This is a genomic window from Enterobacter cloacae complex sp. 2015409 (genome assembly GCF_041365315.1).
In the GTDB taxonomy this organism is placed as follows: Bacteria; Pseudomonadota; Gammaproteobacteria; order Enterobacterales; family Enterobacteriaceae; genus Enterobacter; species Enterobacter pseudoroggenkampii.
Map to the genome: position 1 here is coordinate 1,034,285 of NZ_JBFTVM010000001.1, position 17,458 is coordinate 1,051,742.

General features: G+C 56.5%; 14 protein-coding genes and 1 pseudogene. 9 read left to right on the forward strand and 6 right to left on the reverse strand.

Annotated elements, in window-relative coordinates:
• Window position 1: 1 nt before the first annotated feature.
• Both ACDO57_RS04920 and ACDO57_RS04925 read right to left on the reverse strand, forming a co-directional pair.
• Window positions 2-451: a DMT family transporter gene (locus ACDO57_RS04920; RefSeq protein WP_008501299.1), complete on the reverse strand. Its 450-nt coding sequence runs from the start codon at window positions 449-451 to the stop codon at window positions 2-4.
• A complete protein-coding gene (locus tag ACDO57_RS04925) occupies window positions 448-966 on the reverse strand; it encodes a GNAT family N-acetyltransferase (protein ID WP_024907250.1) in 519 nt (172 codons plus the stop codon). The genes ACDO57_RS04920 and ACDO57_RS04925 overlap by 4 nt, the downstream gene beginning before the upstream one ends.
• A 148-nt stretch (window positions 967-1,114) precedes the next feature.
• Here ACDO57_RS04925 and ACDO57_RS04930 point away from each other — a divergent pair, with 148 nt between their 5' ends.
• The 3 genes from ACDO57_RS04930 (at window position 1,115) to ACDO57_RS04940 (ending at window position 3,720) form a co-directional block, all read left to right on the forward strand.
• Window positions 1,115-1,690, forward strand: coding sequence for a helix-turn-helix domain-containing protein (locus tag ACDO57_RS04930; RefSeq protein WP_008501301.1), 576 nt, complete (start codon window positions 1,115-1,117; stop codon window positions 1,688-1,690).
• A gap of 65 nt (window positions 1,691-1,755) precedes the next feature.
• A complete protein-coding gene (locus ACDO57_RS04935; RefSeq protein ID WP_370883593.1) occupies window positions 1,756-2,796 on the forward strand; it encodes an NADP-dependent oxidoreductase in 1,041 nt (346 codons plus the stop codon).
• Between the two features lie 255 nt (window positions 2,797-3,051).
• Complete coding sequence (locus tag ACDO57_RS04940) at window positions 3,052-3,720, forward strand: GntR family transcriptional regulator (RefSeq protein WP_032647467.1); 669 nt, start codon at window positions 3,052-3,054, stop codon at window positions 3,718-3,720.
• 118 nt (window positions 3,721-3,838) lie between these two features.
• Here the strand turns inward: ACDO57_RS04940 and pqqU are convergent, their stop codons facing one another.
• Complete coding sequence (gene pqqU / locus ACDO57_RS04945) at window positions 3,839-5,953, reverse strand: TonB-dependent receptor PqqU (RefSeq protein WP_370883594.1); 2,115 nt, start codon at window positions 5,951-5,953, stop codon at window positions 3,839-3,841.
• Window positions 5,954-6,195: 242 nt separating this feature from the next.
• On the opposite strand from pqqU, the gene ACDO57_RS04950 reads away from it, so the two are divergent.
• Window positions 6,196-7,257: a YncE family protein gene (locus ACDO57_RS04950; RefSeq protein ID WP_267216389.1), complete on the forward strand. Its 1,062-nt coding sequence runs from the start codon at window positions 6,196-6,198 to the stop codon at window positions 7,255-7,257.
• Window positions 7,258-7,308: 51 nt separating this feature from the next.
• Here the strand turns inward: ACDO57_RS04950 and ansP are convergent, their stop codons facing one another.
• Together ansP and ACDO57_RS04960 are read right to left on the reverse strand one after the other, a co-directional pair.
• The gene (ansP, locus tag ACDO57_RS04955; protein WP_024909651.1) at window positions 7,309-8,805 is read right to left on the reverse strand and encodes an L-asparagine permease; all 1,497 of its coding nucleotides are present in this window, start codon (window positions 8,803-8,805) and stop codon (window positions 7,309-7,311) included.
• A gap of 304 nt (window positions 8,806-9,109) precedes the next feature.
• Window positions 9,110-10,024 (reverse strand): LysR family transcriptional regulator, encoded by a 915-nt coding sequence (locus tag ACDO57_RS04960; RefSeq protein ID WP_157189251.1) that lies wholly within the window; start codon window positions 10,022-10,024, stop codon window positions 9,110-9,112.
• Window positions 10,025-10,132: 108 nt separating this feature from the next.
• On the opposite strand from ACDO57_RS04960, the gene ACDO57_RS04965 reads away from it, so the two are divergent.
• Window positions 10,133-10,531 (forward strand): cupin domain-containing protein, encoded by a 399-nt coding sequence (locus ACDO57_RS04965; RefSeq protein ID WP_024909649.1) that lies wholly within the window; start codon window positions 10,133-10,135, stop codon window positions 10,529-10,531.
• On the opposite strand, the gene ACDO57_RS04970 is transcribed toward ACDO57_RS04965, so the two are convergent.
• Complete coding sequence (locus tag ACDO57_RS04970) at window positions 10,528-12,063, reverse strand: methyl-accepting chemotaxis protein (RefSeq protein ID WP_032647458.1); 1,536 nt, start codon at window positions 12,061-12,063, stop codon at window positions 10,528-10,530. The two genes, ACDO57_RS04965 and ACDO57_RS04970, sit on opposite strands and share 4 nt — an antisense overlap.
• Before the next feature lie 345 nt (window positions 12,064-12,408).
• On the opposite strand from ACDO57_RS04970, the gene ACDO57_RS04975 reads away from it, so the two are divergent.
• The 4 genes and pseudogenes from ACDO57_RS04975 (at window position 12,409) to ACDO57_RS04990 (ending at window position 17,458) form a co-directional block, all read left to right on the forward strand.
• Window positions 12,409-12,948: an AAA family ATPase gene (locus ACDO57_RS04975; protein ID WP_024909647.1), complete on the forward strand. Its 540-nt coding sequence runs from the start codon at window positions 12,409-12,411 to the stop codon at window positions 12,946-12,948.
• Between the two features lie 110 nt (window positions 12,949-13,058).
• Entirely contained in the window at window positions 13,059-14,060 is a 1,002-nt protein-coding gene (locus ACDO57_RS04980; RefSeq protein WP_370883595.1) for an LLM class flavin-dependent oxidoreductase, read from the forward strand.
• Window positions 14,057-15,178: a M20 peptidase aminoacylase family protein gene (locus tag ACDO57_RS04985; RefSeq protein ID WP_148769482.1), complete on the forward strand. Its 1,122-nt coding sequence runs from the start codon at window positions 14,057-14,059 to the stop codon at window positions 15,176-15,178. Before ACDO57_RS04980 ends, ACDO57_RS04985 begins: the two co-directional genes overlap by 4 nt.
• 16 nt (window positions 15,179-15,194) lie before the next feature.
• A pseudogene (locus ACDO57_RS04990) lies at window positions 15,195-17,458 on the forward strand (NtaA/DmoA family FMN-dependent monooxygenase).

Consider the following 17,458-nt stretch of genomic DNA (forward strand, 5'->3'; position numbering starts at 1 on the left):
ATCAAAACTGGCGTCGCGCCACCAGCCAGGCCCCCACGACCAGCATCACCGCGCCGCACACTGGGCCAATCAGGGCGCGAAGCGGAATACCATGGCTCCTCAGCACGTCCAGCACCAGCCCGCCAATCAGCTGGCTTGCGACCAGCACGGCGATGGTCGTCGCCGCGCCAACGTTCTGATAACCGCTGATGCTGGCAAACACGAAAAACGACCCCAGCAGCCCCGGGATGAGCGTCCACCAGCGCACCGTTGCGGCCAGCTCGCTGAATCCGGCCACGCCCTGTTTCAGCAGCAGAATACTGACAAACAGCACAATGCCGACCAGCGAATTCAGCAGCATCGCGATGAGAATGGTGGAGGAGGACTGGGTGATACGCACCATCAGGGTGTTTTGCACCACCAGACCGATGCCCGCCGCCACCAGAAACGCCAGCGTCAGTGACTGATTCATGGGATAGCGTCCGGATCGCTGCGCTCGTCCAGCTGCAGCTGCATAAAGGTTAAGTCCAGCCAGCGGCCAAACTTGGTTCCCACCTGCGGCATTTGTCCGGTCGTCACAAAGCCGAGCGTCTCATGGAGATGAATCGAGGCAAGGTTTTGCGCTTCAATGCCGGCCACCATCACGTGTTTACCGATGGCGCGGGCCTCGTTAATCAGCGCCTTCATCAGCGTGCGGCCAATCCCTTTGCCCTGATGGGCCGGGTGGACGTAGACCGAATGCTCAACCGTATGACGAAAACCGTCGAAGGCGCGCCAGTCGCCGAAAGAGGCGTAACCGGTGATGACACCGTCTTCTTCGCTCACCAGAACCGGATAACCCGCCAGCGTGCGCGCCTCAAACCACGCGATTCGGTTATCGGTATCGACGGTTTTATCGTTCCAGATCGCGGCAGTATGCAGCACCGCGTGGTTGTAAATCTCGCCTATCGCAGCGCAGTCTTCTTTGCAGGCATGACGAACGATCATGATGAAGCCTCTGTGTGTTGTTCACTATAGTATTACGTTATCGCTACGATATTACACAACTGTATCCCCCGATCGCTACGGCATAAGCCATATTTTTTTGTTATCAAAAGCCCATTGAAATGCCGTTCATACACTATAGTATGACGTCATGAACACCATAACAGACACGATGAATCAACGGATTAGCGCAAGAATTCGCCTTGAACGCGAGTCTCGCGGGTGGTCCCTCAGCGAGCTGGCGGACCGGGCAGGGGTCTCACGCGCGATGATCCACAAGATAGAGCGCGGAGACAGTAGCCCGACGGCCACCTTGCTTGCCCGCCTGTCTGGCGCGTTTGGCATCAGCATGTCAACGCTGATTGCCCGGGCCGAAATGCAGGAGGGCAAGCTGCTGCGCCTGGCAAACCAGCCCGTCTGGCGCGATCCGCAGACGCACTACCTCCGCCGCCATGTTTCTCCCCGTACCGATCTGCCCATCGACCTGGTTCAGGTTGAACTGCCTGCGGGCAGCGATGTTCCTATGCCTGCCTCTTCTTACGCGCTGGCACGTCAGCTTATCTGGCTCCAGTCCGGTGAGCTGGTGTTTCAGGAGGGCGATACGCGCCACGAGATGCACGCCGGAGACTGTCTAGAGCTGGGGCCGCCGAATGACTGCCGGTTCATCAACGAGACGAATGAAACCTGCATCTATCTGGTTGTACGACTCAACCAGTCTGGCTCGTAATGCTAATGCGATAACGCCGATCGTGAGCCAGGCTGTAATGACATTTGTACCAGAAGGAGATCCTGATGAACCAACCTGTTTCGCAAAATCGCCGCTGGGTACTGGCCTCTCGTCCACAGGGTGCGCCGGTCGCGGACAATTTTCGTCTGGAAACGCAGCCTGTTCCGGAACCGGGTGCGGGGCAGCTTTTGCTGCGTACCGTCTGGCTGTCGCTGGACCCTTATATGCGGGGTCGCATGAGCGACGCGCCATCCTATTCACCCCCGGTTGAGATCGGTGCGGTGATGGTGGGGGGAACGGTCAGCCGCGTTGAGCAGTCAAACCATCCCGACTTCAAAGCCGGTGAATGGGTACTGGGCTACAGCGGCTGGCAGGAGTATGAACTCTCGGACGGCAGCGGCCTGGTGAAGCTGGGTGAAAATCCGTCTCATCCTTCCTGGGCGCTGGGCGTACTGGGTATGCCGGGCTTTACCGCCTATATGGGGCTGCTGGATATCGGGCAACCGAAAGCGGGTGAAACGCTGGTGGTGGCTGCGGCGACCGGCCCGGTTGGCGCGACAGTCGGGCAGATCGGCAAAATCAAAGGTTGCCGGGTGGTCGGCGTGGCCGGTGGCGCAGAGAAATGCCGCCATGCCGTTGAGGTTCTCGGCTTTGACCTGTGTCTGGATCACCATGCGGCGGATTTTGCCGACCAGCTGAAACACGCCTGTCCGAACGGTATTGATGTCTATTATGAAAACGTCGGCGGGAAAGTGTTTGATGCCGTGCTGCCCCTGCTGAACACCTCCGCGCGCGTGCCGGTGTGTGGCCTGGTGAGCGGCTATAACGCGACGGGCCTGCCTGACGGGCCGGACCGCCTGCCGCTCCTGATGGCGACCCTTCTCAAGAAACGCATTCGTATGCAGGGCTTTATTATCGGCCAGGACTACGGGCATCGCATTCATGAGTTCCAGGAGGCGATGGGGCGCTGGGTGCAGGAGGGGAAAATCCACTATTGCGAACAGGTGACGGACGGGCTGGAAAACGCCCCCGAGGCGCTGATTGGCCTGCTGGAAGGACGAAACTTCGGCAAAGTCGTGATTCGCGTCGCGAGTGACAATAAATAAAGAGCACAATGGCGGGGTTTCCCGCCATATTTATTTGTGAAGATACGATATATTGTCTTTAATTACTGGACAGGGTTTTTCGCGCCATCATCCCGGATGAGCCCGAAAACGATAAAAAAATGATGTTTGCTTTTTTTGGCTGTTTTACGTACTTCCCACCACCAGGCATGACGATACAGGATATATCGTACCGGCGCCGTTTTATTAAAACTGGCGTTTAAAAATAGCATTAAGTTTTAGCTACAGGAATTCCACATGCTTGATTTGGATCACTTAGAAAAAGCCCAAAGGGTTAGCCTTACCATGCAGGTTGAACACAGTTTGAAAGGGGCGTTAATTACAGGCTCCCTCAAACCAGGAGCACGACTGATTACGAAAGAGATTGCTGATAAATTAGGCACCAGTATTACGCCGGTCCGCGAAGCGCTGCTGCGCCTGGTCTCCTCGGGCGCGCTTCACGCCACGCCAGCGCAGGCATTTCTGGTCCCTGAGGTGACGCTGGAGCGTTATAACGAGATTAACGCCATCAGAAAACAGCTTGAGCCGATGGCGGTTGCCGCTGCATGCCAGAATATGTCAGACGGCAAGCTGGAGGCGTTGCGCAAAATGTCAGAGGCCTTCCATGAGGCTATGCGCAATGGAAACGTTCAGCAGGCATTGCATGCAAATCGCATCTTCCGGTTTACGCTTTATCAATATGCGGAAATGCCTACGCTTAATGCCTTAATTGAACAGTTATGGGTGCGCATCGGACCCTGCATGAACTACCTGCATCAGGAACTTAACGACATCAAAACGTCAACGTATCACTATGATGAGCTTCTTTCAGCCCTTGAGCGGAGAGATGTGGAGGCCAGCCAGAAGGCAATTGATAAGTTGATTGATGAAGCGGATTTTCTTTTACAGCGACAATATTTTAACTGAGAGATTATTTAACAGAGCGACTATATACTGCGCCTAATTATTTATTTGGTGAATAACTCCTGATGGCTTATTGCCATCAGGAGGGTTATTTCATATATAAAATAAACTTTTCTTTTTCTTACTCGAAGCGATAAGAGACCGACAGCCCGACGCCATAGTTACGGCCTGGCGCAGGTTCGTAATAACGGCCGTTGGACTCGTTGACAATAACCGAGCCCGCGTACTCTTTATCGAACAGGTTATCGACGCGGCCAAAGACGTCCATTCCCCAGTTGCCGTAGTTAAACTTATACCCGGTATTCAACCCGACTACCGTGTACGACGGCGCTTTCGCGGTGTTTTCGTCGTCGGCCATGATGTCGCTCATGTAACGCACGTCCGTGCCCGCGTACCAGCCTTCCTCCGGCTGCCAGCCAAACGAGGCGAAGCCCATGTTGCGCGCAATCCCCGGCATACGGTTACCGTTACAGTCTGCGTCGCTGCAGACGTTAGTCCGGTAGGTGGCATCCAGGTACGTCCACGCCATCTTCAGCTTCCAGTTCTCAGCGAACTGCTGATCCAGGGAAACTTCCACACCCTGACGACGGGTTTTCCCGGCATTTTTATAGGTTGTGCGGCCGCCGGAACTGGAGTCCACCACGATCTCATCATCCGTATCGGTGCGGAACAACGCCGCCGTCAGCAGGCCGTTGCCGATGCGGGTTTTGCTGCCCACTTCATAGGTGTTGTTCGTGGATGGCTTCAGGCCAATATTCAGACCGCCCTGATTATCCGCACGATAGGAGAGTTCGTTGATGGTTGGCGTTTCAAATCCACGCCCTGCGGCAGCGTAGAGGTTCCACCCGTCAGTCACCGCATACTTCACGGCACCCGCCGGGAGCCACTTGTGATAGCTCGCGTCACCGCTGTCGTCGCCGTTGCCCGGCGTAACGTAATGGTCGTTGGAATCAAACCAGACCGAACTGTAGCGGACACCCGCATCGACAGAGAGTTTCTGCGTCAGCTGCCAGCTGCTTTGCAGATAAGGATCGACGTTCCACATCAGGTTACGTTCGTCACGACGTTTATCGCCTTTGACGCCGTAGTCCGGCACGCCGTTGCTCATCACAAAGTTCTCGTAGCCGCGACGATTTTCACTCAGGTTTTCGTAGTTCAGGCCGGTGGTAAACGTCACCGGCACCAGCAGCTCGCCACGATGCGTCCAGCGGGTATCCACGCCCTGATAGTGGCGCTGCATGTCAATCACCCCACCGGAGTGGGAAGGTTTCAGCTGCGGCTGATACGGAATCGACTGGTACTGCGTCATTTCACGCTCACCGGCGTACATCATCACGCTGAGGTCGTCCTGAGCGCTGAGCTGGCGATCATAGCGCAGGCCGGCCTGGGTCTGTTTGATGGTCTTACGGGTATTGTACTGATCGCCACGCGGAGACTGACGCGGATTATTCTGCCACTCCTGATAGCTCAGACCGCCCGGATCGTTGGCCTTCATGTCTACGCTGTTGAAGATTAGCGTCAGCTTGCTGACGTCATCAATACGCACGCCCAGCCTGGCGTTGGCCAGATTCTTCCGCGCGCCGCTGTGATCGCGATAGCCCTGGGTGGTGAAACGGGTGGTGGAAACGGTGTAATCCACATCGCCTGCGTGGGTGCCGTCGCCCATCGCACCGGTGGCCTTCATGCCGTAGCGCCAGGTACCGTAACTGCCGTAATAGCTGCTGGCTTCAATGGTTGGCGGCTGCTGCCCGGTCTGGGTGTTGATGTTAATCACGCCGCCAGAGGCGTTGCCATACAGGGCAGAGAAGGGGCCGCGCAGCACTTCAACGCTCTCCACGCTGGAGAGATCGATGTTGGAGGTCTGGCCCTGTCCGTCCGGCATGGTGGCAGGGATACCGTCGACGTACATACGGATACCGCGCACGCCAAACGTTGAGCGGGCGCCAAACCCACGCATCGAAAGCTGGAGATCCTGAGCATAGTTCTGGCGGTTCTGAATTTGCAGTCCCGGAACGCTGCCGAGGGATTCAGACAGGTTGATGCGAGGCGAGGCGTGGCGCATGTCATCGCCATTGACGACGCTGACCGCGGCCGGGGTATCCAGCTCCGATACGGTTTGCGGCGTGGCGCTGACGATCATGGTCTGTTCTTCTGCGCTCATAGCGGTAAGCGGCGCGAAAGTAACGGGAACCAGCAGCAGCGGGAGAGAGGCCTTACGGGCAGAAATGATTTTCATGAATAAAACCGGTTGTGGTGTATAAACGAACCAAATGGAACATGTCCATACATGTTAAAGGTTTTGTAAATGTTTTGAAAACTATAACCGCACATTGCGTTAATGAAAGGTGGTGTGGGAAAGAAAAACTCCACATTCAGTTGATTAATGATTACTATTCTCATTATCAAAAGGCGATGCCATGACGTTGCCTGCAGGAAGTGATGTCAGCCCAAACCCCTCTTTTCAGAAAAGGAATTGTTATGTCTTTACGTCATCTGTGCTCGCCGCGTCTGAGCCTGTCACTGCTGTCTGCCACTTTACTGCTCGCCGGGACGTTCCAGGCGCATGCCGCCGAAGAGATGCTGCGTAAAGCGGTGGGCAAAGGGGCGTATGAAATGGCCGTGAGCCAGCAGGAGAATGCGCTGTGGGTGGCGACCTCGCAAAGCCGCAAAACCGATAAGGGCGGGGTTGTTTACCGTCTTGATCCGGTCACGCTGGACGTGACGCAGGCGATTCACAGCGATCTGAAACCCTTTGGTGCCACTCTCGACAGCGCGACGCAAACCCTGTGGTTTGGCAACACCATCAACGGCGCGGTAACCGCGATTGATGCAAAAACGGGCGACGTAAAAGGACGTCTGGTGCTGGACGGGCGTCAACGCAGCGAAACCGTCAAACCGCTGCAGCCGCGCCAGCTGGTGGCGGATGACGCGAGCAACACGATTTACATCACTGGTGTCGGCAAAGAGAGCGTGATTTGGGTCGTGGATGGCGCAACGCTGAAGCTGAAAGAGACCATTGCAAATACTGGCACCTACAGCACCGGTCTGGCGCTGGATGCGCAGGCGAAACGTCTCTATACCACGAATGCGGACGGTGAACTGGTGACGATTGATACGGCCAGCAACAAGATTATCAGCCGTAAAAAAGTGCAGGACGACGGGAAAGAGCACTTCTATCTGAACCTGAGCCTCGACGCTGCCGGTCAGCGTGCGTTCCTGACTGATTCAAAACAGCCGGAAGTGCTGGTAGTGAGCCTGAAAGACGGCAGCGTGATCGAGAAAATCGCCGCGCCGGAATCCCTGGCGGTCCTGTTTAACCCGGCCCGCAACGAAGCCTACGTGACCCACCGTGAAGCCGGCAAGGTGAGCGTGATTGATGCGAAAACGTATAAGGTGACTAAAACGTTCGACACGCCGGTCTACCCGAACAGCCTGGCGCTTTCTGCCGATGGTAAAACGCTGTATGTGACGGTGAAACAAAAATCCACCCGCCAGCAGGAAGCCACCCAGCCTGACGATGTCATTCGTATCGCGCTGTAAGATAAAAAAAGGGAAGGCATTTGCCTTCCCTTTTTAATGCTTTCTGGATGCTTAACGCGAGGTTTCTTCCACCAGCGGTGCGTCGTGTTTTTCATCGTCGTGATGAACCGGCGCGGTGCTGTGGATCTCGTGAACGCGCTTACGCACGCCGAACCAGCCGGCAATCAGCAGTACCGCCAGCAGCGGAATCGTCGCGATGGTGTAGGTACCGTTCGGATAGTCGAACGCCATCAGCACCAGCACGCTGAACAGGAAGAGCAGGGTGAGCCAGGAGGTCACCGGTGCGCCCGGCATCTTGAAGCTCACATCAGCCGCTTTGCCTTCTTTAATCGCCTTGCGCAGACGCATCTGGCAGACCACGATAAAGCCCCAGGAAGCGATAATCCCCAGTGCAGCCACGTTCAGAACGATCTCAAATACGCGGGACGGCACCAGATAGTTCAGGAACACGCCAAAGACGTAAACCACCAGCGTGGCCAGAATCCCTGCATAGGGAACCTGCTGCTTGCTCATCTTCGACATGAACTTCGGCGCGGAACCGCCCATCGACATGGAGCGCAGGATACGACCGGTAGAGTAAAGGCCGGAGTTCAGGCTGGAGAGCGCCGCCGTCAGGACCACGATGTTCATGATGCTGCCCACGTAAGGCACGCCCAGCTTAGAGAAGAAGGTCACGAACGGACTCTGGCCCGCCTGATAGGCAGTCCATGGCAGCAGCAGAACCAGCAGCACCACGGAACCGACGTAGAACAGACCGATACGCCAGATCACGCTGTTGATGGCTTTTGGCACCATCGTCTGCGGATCTTTACATTCACCTGCCGCGGTGCCCACCAGTTCGATAGAGGCGAAGGCGAACACGACGCCCTGAACCAGTACCAGCGCAGGCAGCAGACCGTGCGGGAAGAATCCGCCGTTATCGGTTATCAGGTGGAAGCCGGTGGCATTGCCATCCAGCGGCTTACCGCTGCCGAGGAAGACGGTACCCACGACCAGGAACACCACGATGGCCAGCACTTTTACCAGCGCAAACCAGAACTCCATCTCCGCGAACCACTTCACGCCGATCATGTTCATGGTGCCGACAATCGCCAGCGCGCCAAGCGCAAAGACCCACTGCGGCACATCACCAAACGCGCCCCAGTAGTGCATATACAGCGCAACGGCGGTGATATCGACAATACCCGTCATCGCCCAGTTGACGAAGTACATCCAGCCCGCAACGTAGGCCGCTTTTTCACCGAGGAATTCACGGGCGTAAGAGACGAAGCTTCCGCTGGAAGGGCGATGCAGTACCAGTTCGCCCAGTGCACGAAGAATGAAGAAAGAGAAGATCCCGCACACCAGATAGACCAGGGCGAGAGCCGGGCCAGCCATCTGCAGGCGTGCACCAGCACCTAAAAACAGACCCGTTCCGATAGCGCCGCCGATGGCGATCATTTGAACCTGACGGTTGCCCATCGCTTTGTGGTAGCCCTCTTCGTGAGAGTTCAACCAGCGACGTTTAGCAGCATGATGATCGGCTGCGCTTTTATTGCTTGTTTTCATTGAGTTACCTGTTTGCCTGTCTGAACCATTATCGTGATAGTCCTGCCTGGCAGAAAGCAATACAAACGATTGCTTCTGCGCAAACACATGTCGCCTTCCCAGTCATTCTGCGTATGGATAAGGCGAAACATGGCGAGGCATCCTACCTGCAATTCATAAGCGACGCAAAATATAACCGTGCCGAAAGTGATGCACGTCGAAGGAAATCGTGTGGTCAGAGCCGACGGGGATCACAACACGCTGAATCGTGATGAGTTTTTAGTCAAAACAATGGCGAGGTTGATTATTTAATCATCAGATTCTCTTAATTATTACCAGATGGTATAAATTTTTGCTGCTGCAGGGCATCGAGAAGTAACCTGAACGCGGTTGTGTGCTGCCGGCGGCTCGGATAATAGAGGTGGTATCCTTCAAACGTGGGGCACCACGATTCAAGGACCCTGACCAGCCGTCCCTGATTCAGAGCGTCCAGAACCGAGGACTCGGGCACGTAGGCTAATCCGAGACCATTCTCCGCGGCGTCGATGCGCTGCGACAGGTTATTCAGCGTAAGCTGTCCGTCAACCCGCACGCGAAGCTCGCGCCCGTCGCGCTCAAATTCCCAGTTATACAATCCCCCTCGGGTGGGCAGGCGGAGATTGATACAGCGGTGTTCACCCAGCTGCTCCGGCACGAGCGGCACGCCAAAACGAGCCAGGTAATCCGGGGAGCCGACGACCGCCATGCGCATGTCCGGCGCAATCCGCACCGCAATCATGTCTTTTGCCACCTGTTCACCCAGGCGAACCCCTGCGTCGAAGCGGCCATCTACGATATCTGTCAGGCCATTGTCGACCATCACTTCGACGTTAATGTCAGGATATTGCAGCATAAAAGCCTTCAGGACCGGCCAGAGCACGGCATCCATCGCGTGCTCGCCGGCGACGATGCGGATAGCGCCTGCGGGTTTGTCGCGGGTGCTGCGAAGCGCCGTGAGTTCCTGTTCGATCTCCAGCAGATGCGGGCTGAGGCGCGAAAAAAGCTGCTCACCCGCGGGTGTCGGAACCACGCTGCGGGTTGTGCGGGTTAACAGGCGAACGTCTAATCGCGCCTCAAGCTTGCGCATCGCATGGCTCAGTGCCGATTGCGAGACGCCCAGCTGCGCCGCTGCGCGCGTAAAGCTGCGCTCGCGGGCCACCACCATAAAGGAGAGCAGATCGTTGAAATTATCTTTTAGCATCGCGGTTCTATTTATGAGTTTCAGTCATGTGTCCTATCTGATTATGCACCCTAATGCTGCCGAGTGCTTTGCGCTACTGTTAACGCAACAGTCAACGAGGAGCAAAAGATGAAAATTATCCGCAGCGGTTCAATACCTTCAGTACGAGGACCGGAAGCCTGGTTTACCGGGACTGTTCGGATTGACGCACCCTTTCAGGCGACCGAACCTGCCAGCGTCGGCGGGGCAACCGTAACCTTTGAGCCGGGCGCGCGCACGGCCTGGCATACGCATCCCCTGGGACAAACGCTGATTGTGACGCAGGGGCGCGGCTGGTTACAGGAGTGGGGCAAAGAGGCGGAAATCCTGAATCAGGGCGATATCGCCTGGATCCCACCCGGCGTGAAGCACTGGCACGGCGCAAATGCGCAAACGGCGATGACGCATCTTGCCATCGCCGAAGCGGTAAACGGCAGCCCGGTAACATGGCTGGAAAAAGTGACTGACGAGCAGTACCCGAACGGCTAACCGCCAAAAACGGAAATTGCCTGCTGCAGGCGCGTCGTCCGCTGCGTCAGGTGATTCGCAGCGTGAGTGACGTTATCCACCATCCCCGTATTGCTCTGGGTCATTGCGCCGATACGGGAGAGGGAGGCGTTGATCAGCGTCAGCGCCTGGGTTTGTTCCTGGGTGGCGTGGCCGATCTCCTTAATCAAGGTGGAAACCTGCAGAACATGGTCGATCATGACCGTCAGCTGTGATTCGGTTTGTACCACCTTCTCCACGCCAGCGTTGACGCTGGCAACGTTTTTCTCGATCAGCGCTTTGATCTCTTTCGCCGCCGTCGCGGAGTGCTGCGCAAGATTGCGCACCTCAGCCGCCACCACGGCAAAGCCGCGCCCGGCTTCACCCGCGCGCGCCGCTTCCACGGCGGCATTCAGCGCAAGAATATTGGTCTGGAAGGCAATGCGATCGATAACGCTGATAATATCGACGATCTGGCCGTTATCCTGCGACACGGACTGCATCATACCGATGGTCTCTTTCATCATCGCTTCACCGCAGTGGGCGCTGTCGCTGGTGCGATCCGCCATCTGGATCGCTTCATTCGCGGTTTCTGCCGTCTGCTTCACCGCGCTGGCGATCTCTTCCACCGCAGATGCGGTTTGCTGCAGAAAGTCTGCGGTTTCTTCAGAGCGCGTTTGCAGCGCCGCACCTTCTTTCGCGACCTGCTGGCTGATGGTGCCAATCCCGCTGATTTGCGCCCCGACATCGTCAACCAGCGAATTCAGGTTCAAACCTGATTGATTCACCAGGCGCATCATCAGCCCGATGTCATCGATCCTGTCAAAATGGTAATAGTCCGTTTTACGTCCTGAAACCACGCGCTGCATCTGTTGAACAATAGATTTTACCGGCCGTGCGATCTGCGCGTGAAGATAACAGGCAAGGGCAGAAAAGAGCAGCGCCAGACTCCCCGACTGCACAAGTTTATCAGGGAAGAAATACACCGCCAGGCAGGAGAGTAACGCTGTCGTCGCAATACCAAGATGGATTCGTTTACAGGTGCTGAGACATTTAAAAAGCGACATAAAGGAAAATAAACCGCGTCGAACTAACAGTCCTTTATAAAAACGGTAATGTTTTAATTCGTTATTACGCACTTTTGCATACAGTTTTTCACTGGCTGCGATCTCTTCCCGTGCGGGGATATTTCGCACCGAAATATAGCCCGTCAGGGATCCACCCTGCCAGACCGGCGTCACGTTGGCCCGCACCCAGTAGTGATCGCCATTATGACGACGGTTCTTCACCAGCCCTGTCCAGGTCTCGCCCTGCTGCAGGGTAAACCACATGTCGCCAAACGCTTCGGCAGGCATGTCGGGATGGCGGATGAGGTTATGCGGCTCACCAAGAAGATGTTCTTCTTTATATCCGCTGGCTTCAATAAAAGCGGAATTAGCATAGGTAATATGACTTTTTGTATCGGTGGTGGACATTAACGTCGAACCAGCGTTAAGTAAATACTCGTTTTGTGTAACGGGTGTGTTACGCCTCATGAGTAACTCCATGATGTTGTGCAAGAATAAAAAAACGTCCGGAAAGCACTCCGGCAAGATTAATGAGATTATTTTTATAACTGTCTGCTGCTTATTCTCTCTGAATTTTTGGCTGTCTGAAATACTCGCTACATATTATTTTTAAACGGTTAATGCTATCGAATGTAATAAAAATGAAAATATTTTCAGAGGCGTTTTTGGGAGGCGCTTTAAATAAATGACATAAGCCAAACTGTAAGAGGGAGATCGCTTCCCGGGAAAAATTGTCATGCTGAAATAGCGTTTCGTTAACAGGATGAAAACGCTATAATTTGGTCTCATTTTCATAAAAACAGGGAGGCTGAGGTGAAAATTAACGTCATAGGAACCAGCGGAAGTGGAAAAAGCACGCTGGCGAAGCGGATTGCGACCGAACTGGCTATTCCCTGTATCGAGATGGACAGACTCTACTGGCAGGCTGACTGGCAGGGCACGCCGGACGACGAGTTTCAGGCAAAGCTGGAGCAGGCGCTACAGGCGTCGCCAGACTGGGTGCTGGACGGTAACTACAACCGCACGCGGCCTGTGAAATGGCGCGATGTAGATGTGGTGGTGTGGGTGGATTATGGGTTTATCCGCACCCTCTGGCAGGCCGTCACGCGAGCAATAAAGCGGGCCTGGCATAAGCACGAGCTCTGGCCGGGAACGGGGAATAAAGAGAGTTTCCGGCGCGCGTTCTTCAGCAGAGAATCGATTATCATCTGGACGATGAAAACCTGGCGTAACAACCGCAAGCGCTATGAAGCCGATCTGCAAAACCCGCAATATAGCCATATTCGCTTCGTCCGCATTACCCGTCGGGAGCAGGTGGAAACGCTGATTGCCTCCTTAAAGTCTTATTCTTAGCATGGTTTTATATATCTGTTTTCCGGCAAACTAAATGTAAATTAATTGTTTCTCAGTGGTGAAATGCGCCTTTAATAATGACGACATGTTAAGTCAAACGAGAACGCAACATGTCATGGCGAATCAGCATTCTGGATAAAAGCCCCATCGCTGAAAACGAAACGGCTGCCGATGCACTGGCACGTACCCTGGCGCTGGCGCAGCAGGCAGAAAATCTGGGCTATCACCGTTTCTGGATTGCCGAACACCACAACACCCCACAGCTTGCCAGCCCTTCCCCGGAGCTGCTGATTGCCTGGATCCTCGGGCAAACCACGCGCATTCGCGTCGGGTCTGGCGGCGTAATGCTTCAGCACTACAGCCCCTATAAAGTCGCCGAGAACTTCAACGTGCTGGCCGCGCTGGCGCCTGGCCGCGTGGATCTCGGCGTGGGGAAAGCCCCCGGCGGATTACCGCTCTCAACCCGCGCGCTGCAGCAGGGCCTGAATCAACAGGAAAAGGGCAGCTTTGCCGAACAGCTGGCCCAGCTCGACCGCTGGATCCGTCCTGAGCATCACGCTACTGAAGAAGCCGTCCGCGCCACGCCGCTGCCGCCGCTGCCTGCTGAAGGTTTCCTGCTGGGCGCGAGTACCGAAAGCGCGCTGCTGGCCGCCAGGCTCGACTGGCACTTTGTGTTTGCCGCACACCTGAACGGTGACCCGGATCTGCTGCGCGAGGTGGTATCGACCTGGCGTGAGAACAGCGCGCGGGACGTGATAGTGGCAGTACAGGCGATTGTCGCGCCGACGCAGGCCGAGGCAGACGCGCTGGCGCAGAAGGTCGAAGTGTGGGGCGTTGAGCTGGCAAACGGGCAGCGCGTCACCGTGGCCAGCGAAGAGCAGGCCTACGCTTTTGCGCGTCAGGCGGGCAGTGAGCCGGTGCGCATTGCACGCCGGGCGCAGTCGCTGCTGGCGGGCACCGCGGAGTCGGTAGTGGAACAGCTCAACGCGCTGCATCAGCAGTGGGGCATTGACGAATTTATCATCGACACGCCGGTAGCGGAGGGAGCAACGCGCGTCGCGTCGCTGCGTCTGCTTGCCGAGGCGCGTCTTAACAAGGAGGTCACCGTATGAGCTTTGGCGAACAGCTGATTGCCTGGCGTCGCGAACTGCACCAGAACCCGGAGCTCTCCGGCCAGGAAGTGGAGACCACGACGCGCCTGCGCCAGTGGCTGACGAATGCCGGGATTACCCCGCAGCCTTACGACCTGTCTACCGGGCTGGTGGCGGAAATCGGCTCGGGCAGCAAGCTGATTGCGCTGCGGGCGGATATTGATGCCCTGCCGATTGAAGAGCGCAGCGGCGTGCCGTTTAGCTCGCAGCGTGCAGGCGTAATGCATGCCTGCGGACACGATATCCACACCAGCGTCATCCTCGGCGCCGCGTTAAAGCTGAAAGAGCGAGAGGCCTCGCTTAACGGCCGGGTGCGGATCCTGTTTCAGCCTGCCGAAGAGAACTTTGGCGGTGCGAAGAGCATGGTGCGCGCCGGTGCCTTACGCGATGTCAGTGCCATTTTCGGCATGCACAACGAGCCCGGCCTGCCGGTCGGTGAGTTCGCTACCCGCGGCGGTCCGTTCTATGCCAACGTCGACCGCTTTGTGATCCGCATTACCGGCAAGGGCGCGCACGCCGCGCGTCCGCACGAAGGCAACGACGCCATTGTACTGGCGAGCCAGCTGGTGACGGCGTTGCAAAGCGTCGCCAGCCGCAACGTCAATACGCTGGATTCGGTGGTGCTGAGCGTGACGCGCATTGCGGGCGGTAACACCTGGAACGTGCTGCCGGAAAGCGTCGAGCTGGAAGGCACGCTGCGTACCCATCGCACGGAAGTGCAGCAGAATGTGAAATCCCGCGTGGGCGAAATCGCTGCCGGTTTTGCCAGCGCCTTCAGCGCGCAGATTGATATCACCTGGTATGCCGGGCCCACCGCGCTGGTGAATGACGAACGCTGGGCCGATTTCGCCACCTCGGTCGCCCGGGACGCCGGATACGAAACCCGGCACGCCGAGCTGCATATGGGCGGGGAAGATTTTGCGGTCTATCTGCAGCAGATCCCGGGGGCGTTTGTCAGCATCGGCAGCAACAGCCCGTACGGTTTACATCATCCGGCATTTAATCCGGATGAAGCCTTAATTGAGCCCGCTGCCCGCTATTTTGCACAGCTTGCGGAAAAAGCCCTGCAACACGTTTAATTCTTAAGAGGTGAATATGTCTGCACATCGTCAACTGCGGCTGGGGACCATTTTGCATGGTGCATCCGGAAATATGTCCGCCTGGCGTCACCCTGAGGCCGTCGCCGATGCCAGTATCAATTTTGATTTCGTCAAATCGACGGCGTTAAAGGCGGAGGAGGGCAAACTCGATTTTTTATTCGTTGCCGACGGTCTCTACATAAACGAGAAATCCATCCCGCATTTTTTAAATCGCTTTGAACCGCTGACGGTGTTATCTGCTCTCGCCAGCATCACCTCGCGCCTGGGGCTGGTGGGAACCTTATCCACCTCCTACAGCGAACCCTTCACCACGGCGCGCCAGTTCGCCAGCCTCGACCATCTGAGCAACGGACGCGCGGGCTGGAACGTGGTGACCTCGCCGCTGGAAGGGTCGGCGAAGAACTTTTCCCGAGAAAAACACCCCGAGCATGCGCTGCGCTACCGGATCGCCGATGAGTATCTCGACGTGGTGAAAGGGCTGTGGGATTCCTGGGAAGGCGATGCGTTCGTACGTAATAAAGAGAGCGGGCAATTCTTTGACGCGTCAAAGCTTCACACCCTGGATCATCACGGTGATTTCTTCCAGGTCGCCGGGCCGCTGAATATTGGCCGCACCCCGCAGGGGCGTCCGATTGTCTTTCAGGCCGGGGCGTCGGACGACGGGAAAAAGCTGGCGGCGAAACATGCCGACGCCATTTTTACCCATCACGAAACCCTCGACGAGGCAAAAGCCTTTTACCGCGACGTAAAACAGCAGCTGGAAACAAACGGCCGCCGCGCGTCGGATCTCCATATTTTCCAGGGCGTCAGCGTGATTGTGGGAAAAGACGCCGAGGACGTGGAAAACCAGTACCAGACCACGGCGGCGCTGGTGTCGATTAACGATGCCCTCAATTACCTCGGGCGCTATTTCGAACATCATGATTTCAGCCAGTATCCGCTCGACGAGCCGTTCCCGGATATCGGCGATTTAGGCAAAAACAGCTTCCGCAGTACCACCGATGAAATTAAGCGTAACGCCCGCGAGCGCAGCTTAACCCTGCGTCAGGTAGCCCTTGAAGCTGCATCACCGCGCCCGCGCTTTTCCGGTACGCCGGAAGAGGTGGCTGACGGTCTGCAGGCCTGGTTTGAAGGCTATGCCGCTGACGGCTTCATCATTCAGGGCGGTACGCCGAATACCTTCCCGCGCTTTGTTGACCAGGTGGTGCCCATTCTTCAGGCCCGCGGCCTGTTCCGCACCGACTATCCGGGCACTACGCTGCGCGAAAGCCTGGGTTTAGACCAACCGAAAAACCAGTACACACAACAATAAAAGAGAACCCCGCTATGCAGAAAACATCGCTTATTCTGGCGCTCGCGCTGGCCTTTACCCCTGCCGTCTGGGCAGAGAATGTGAATATTAACGGCACCGGCGTGAGCATCGAGGCCAATAAAACGCCGGTTAACACTGCCAAAAACAATGATGCGGTGGCACAGCTGCCGAAAGACTATCGCTTTGCCGTGCCGGGGAAATTTACCGTGGCGGTTGCGGGGCTCAATCAACCGCCGCTGACGGTCTTCTCCGACGACAACAAAACGCTGCTGGGAAGCGAGGTTGACGTCGCCCGTCTGGTCGCCGACAGCCTCGGGCTGGAGCTGAACGTGGTGCCCACCTCCTGGGAAGACTGGCCGCTGGGCGTGGCCTCCGGGAAATACGATGCCGCCATCAGCAACATCACCGTCACCAAAGAGCGTAAAGAGAAGTTTGACTTTGCCACCTACCGAAAAGATTCCCTCGGGTTCTACGTGAAATCAACCAGCCCGATCAAGTCGCTTGAGAAGGCTGAGGACATCGCCGGGCTGCGGATTATCGTCGGCTCCGGCACCAACCAGGAGGCCATTCTGCTCGCATGGAATGCCGAAAACCTGAAGAAGGGGCTGAAGCCCTTTACCCCGATCTACACCAAAGACGATGCGGCACAAACGCTGGCGCTGCAGTCAGGACGCGCGGATGCCTACTTTGGTCCGAACGTGATTGGCGCCTGGAAAGCGGCGCTGAACGGGAAAACCAAACTGGTGGGCAGCGTCGACGGCGGCTGGCCGAAGGCGGCGCACATCGCGGTGACGCTGAAAAAAGGCAGCGGACTGGTTGAGCCGGTGCAAACCGCGCTGAACGGCGTCATCAAAAACGGCGATTACGACAAAGTGCTGAACCGCTGGGGAGAAGGGGTCGAGCGCATTCCTCAGTCCGAAGTGAACCCGGCTGGCCTGGGTGATTAA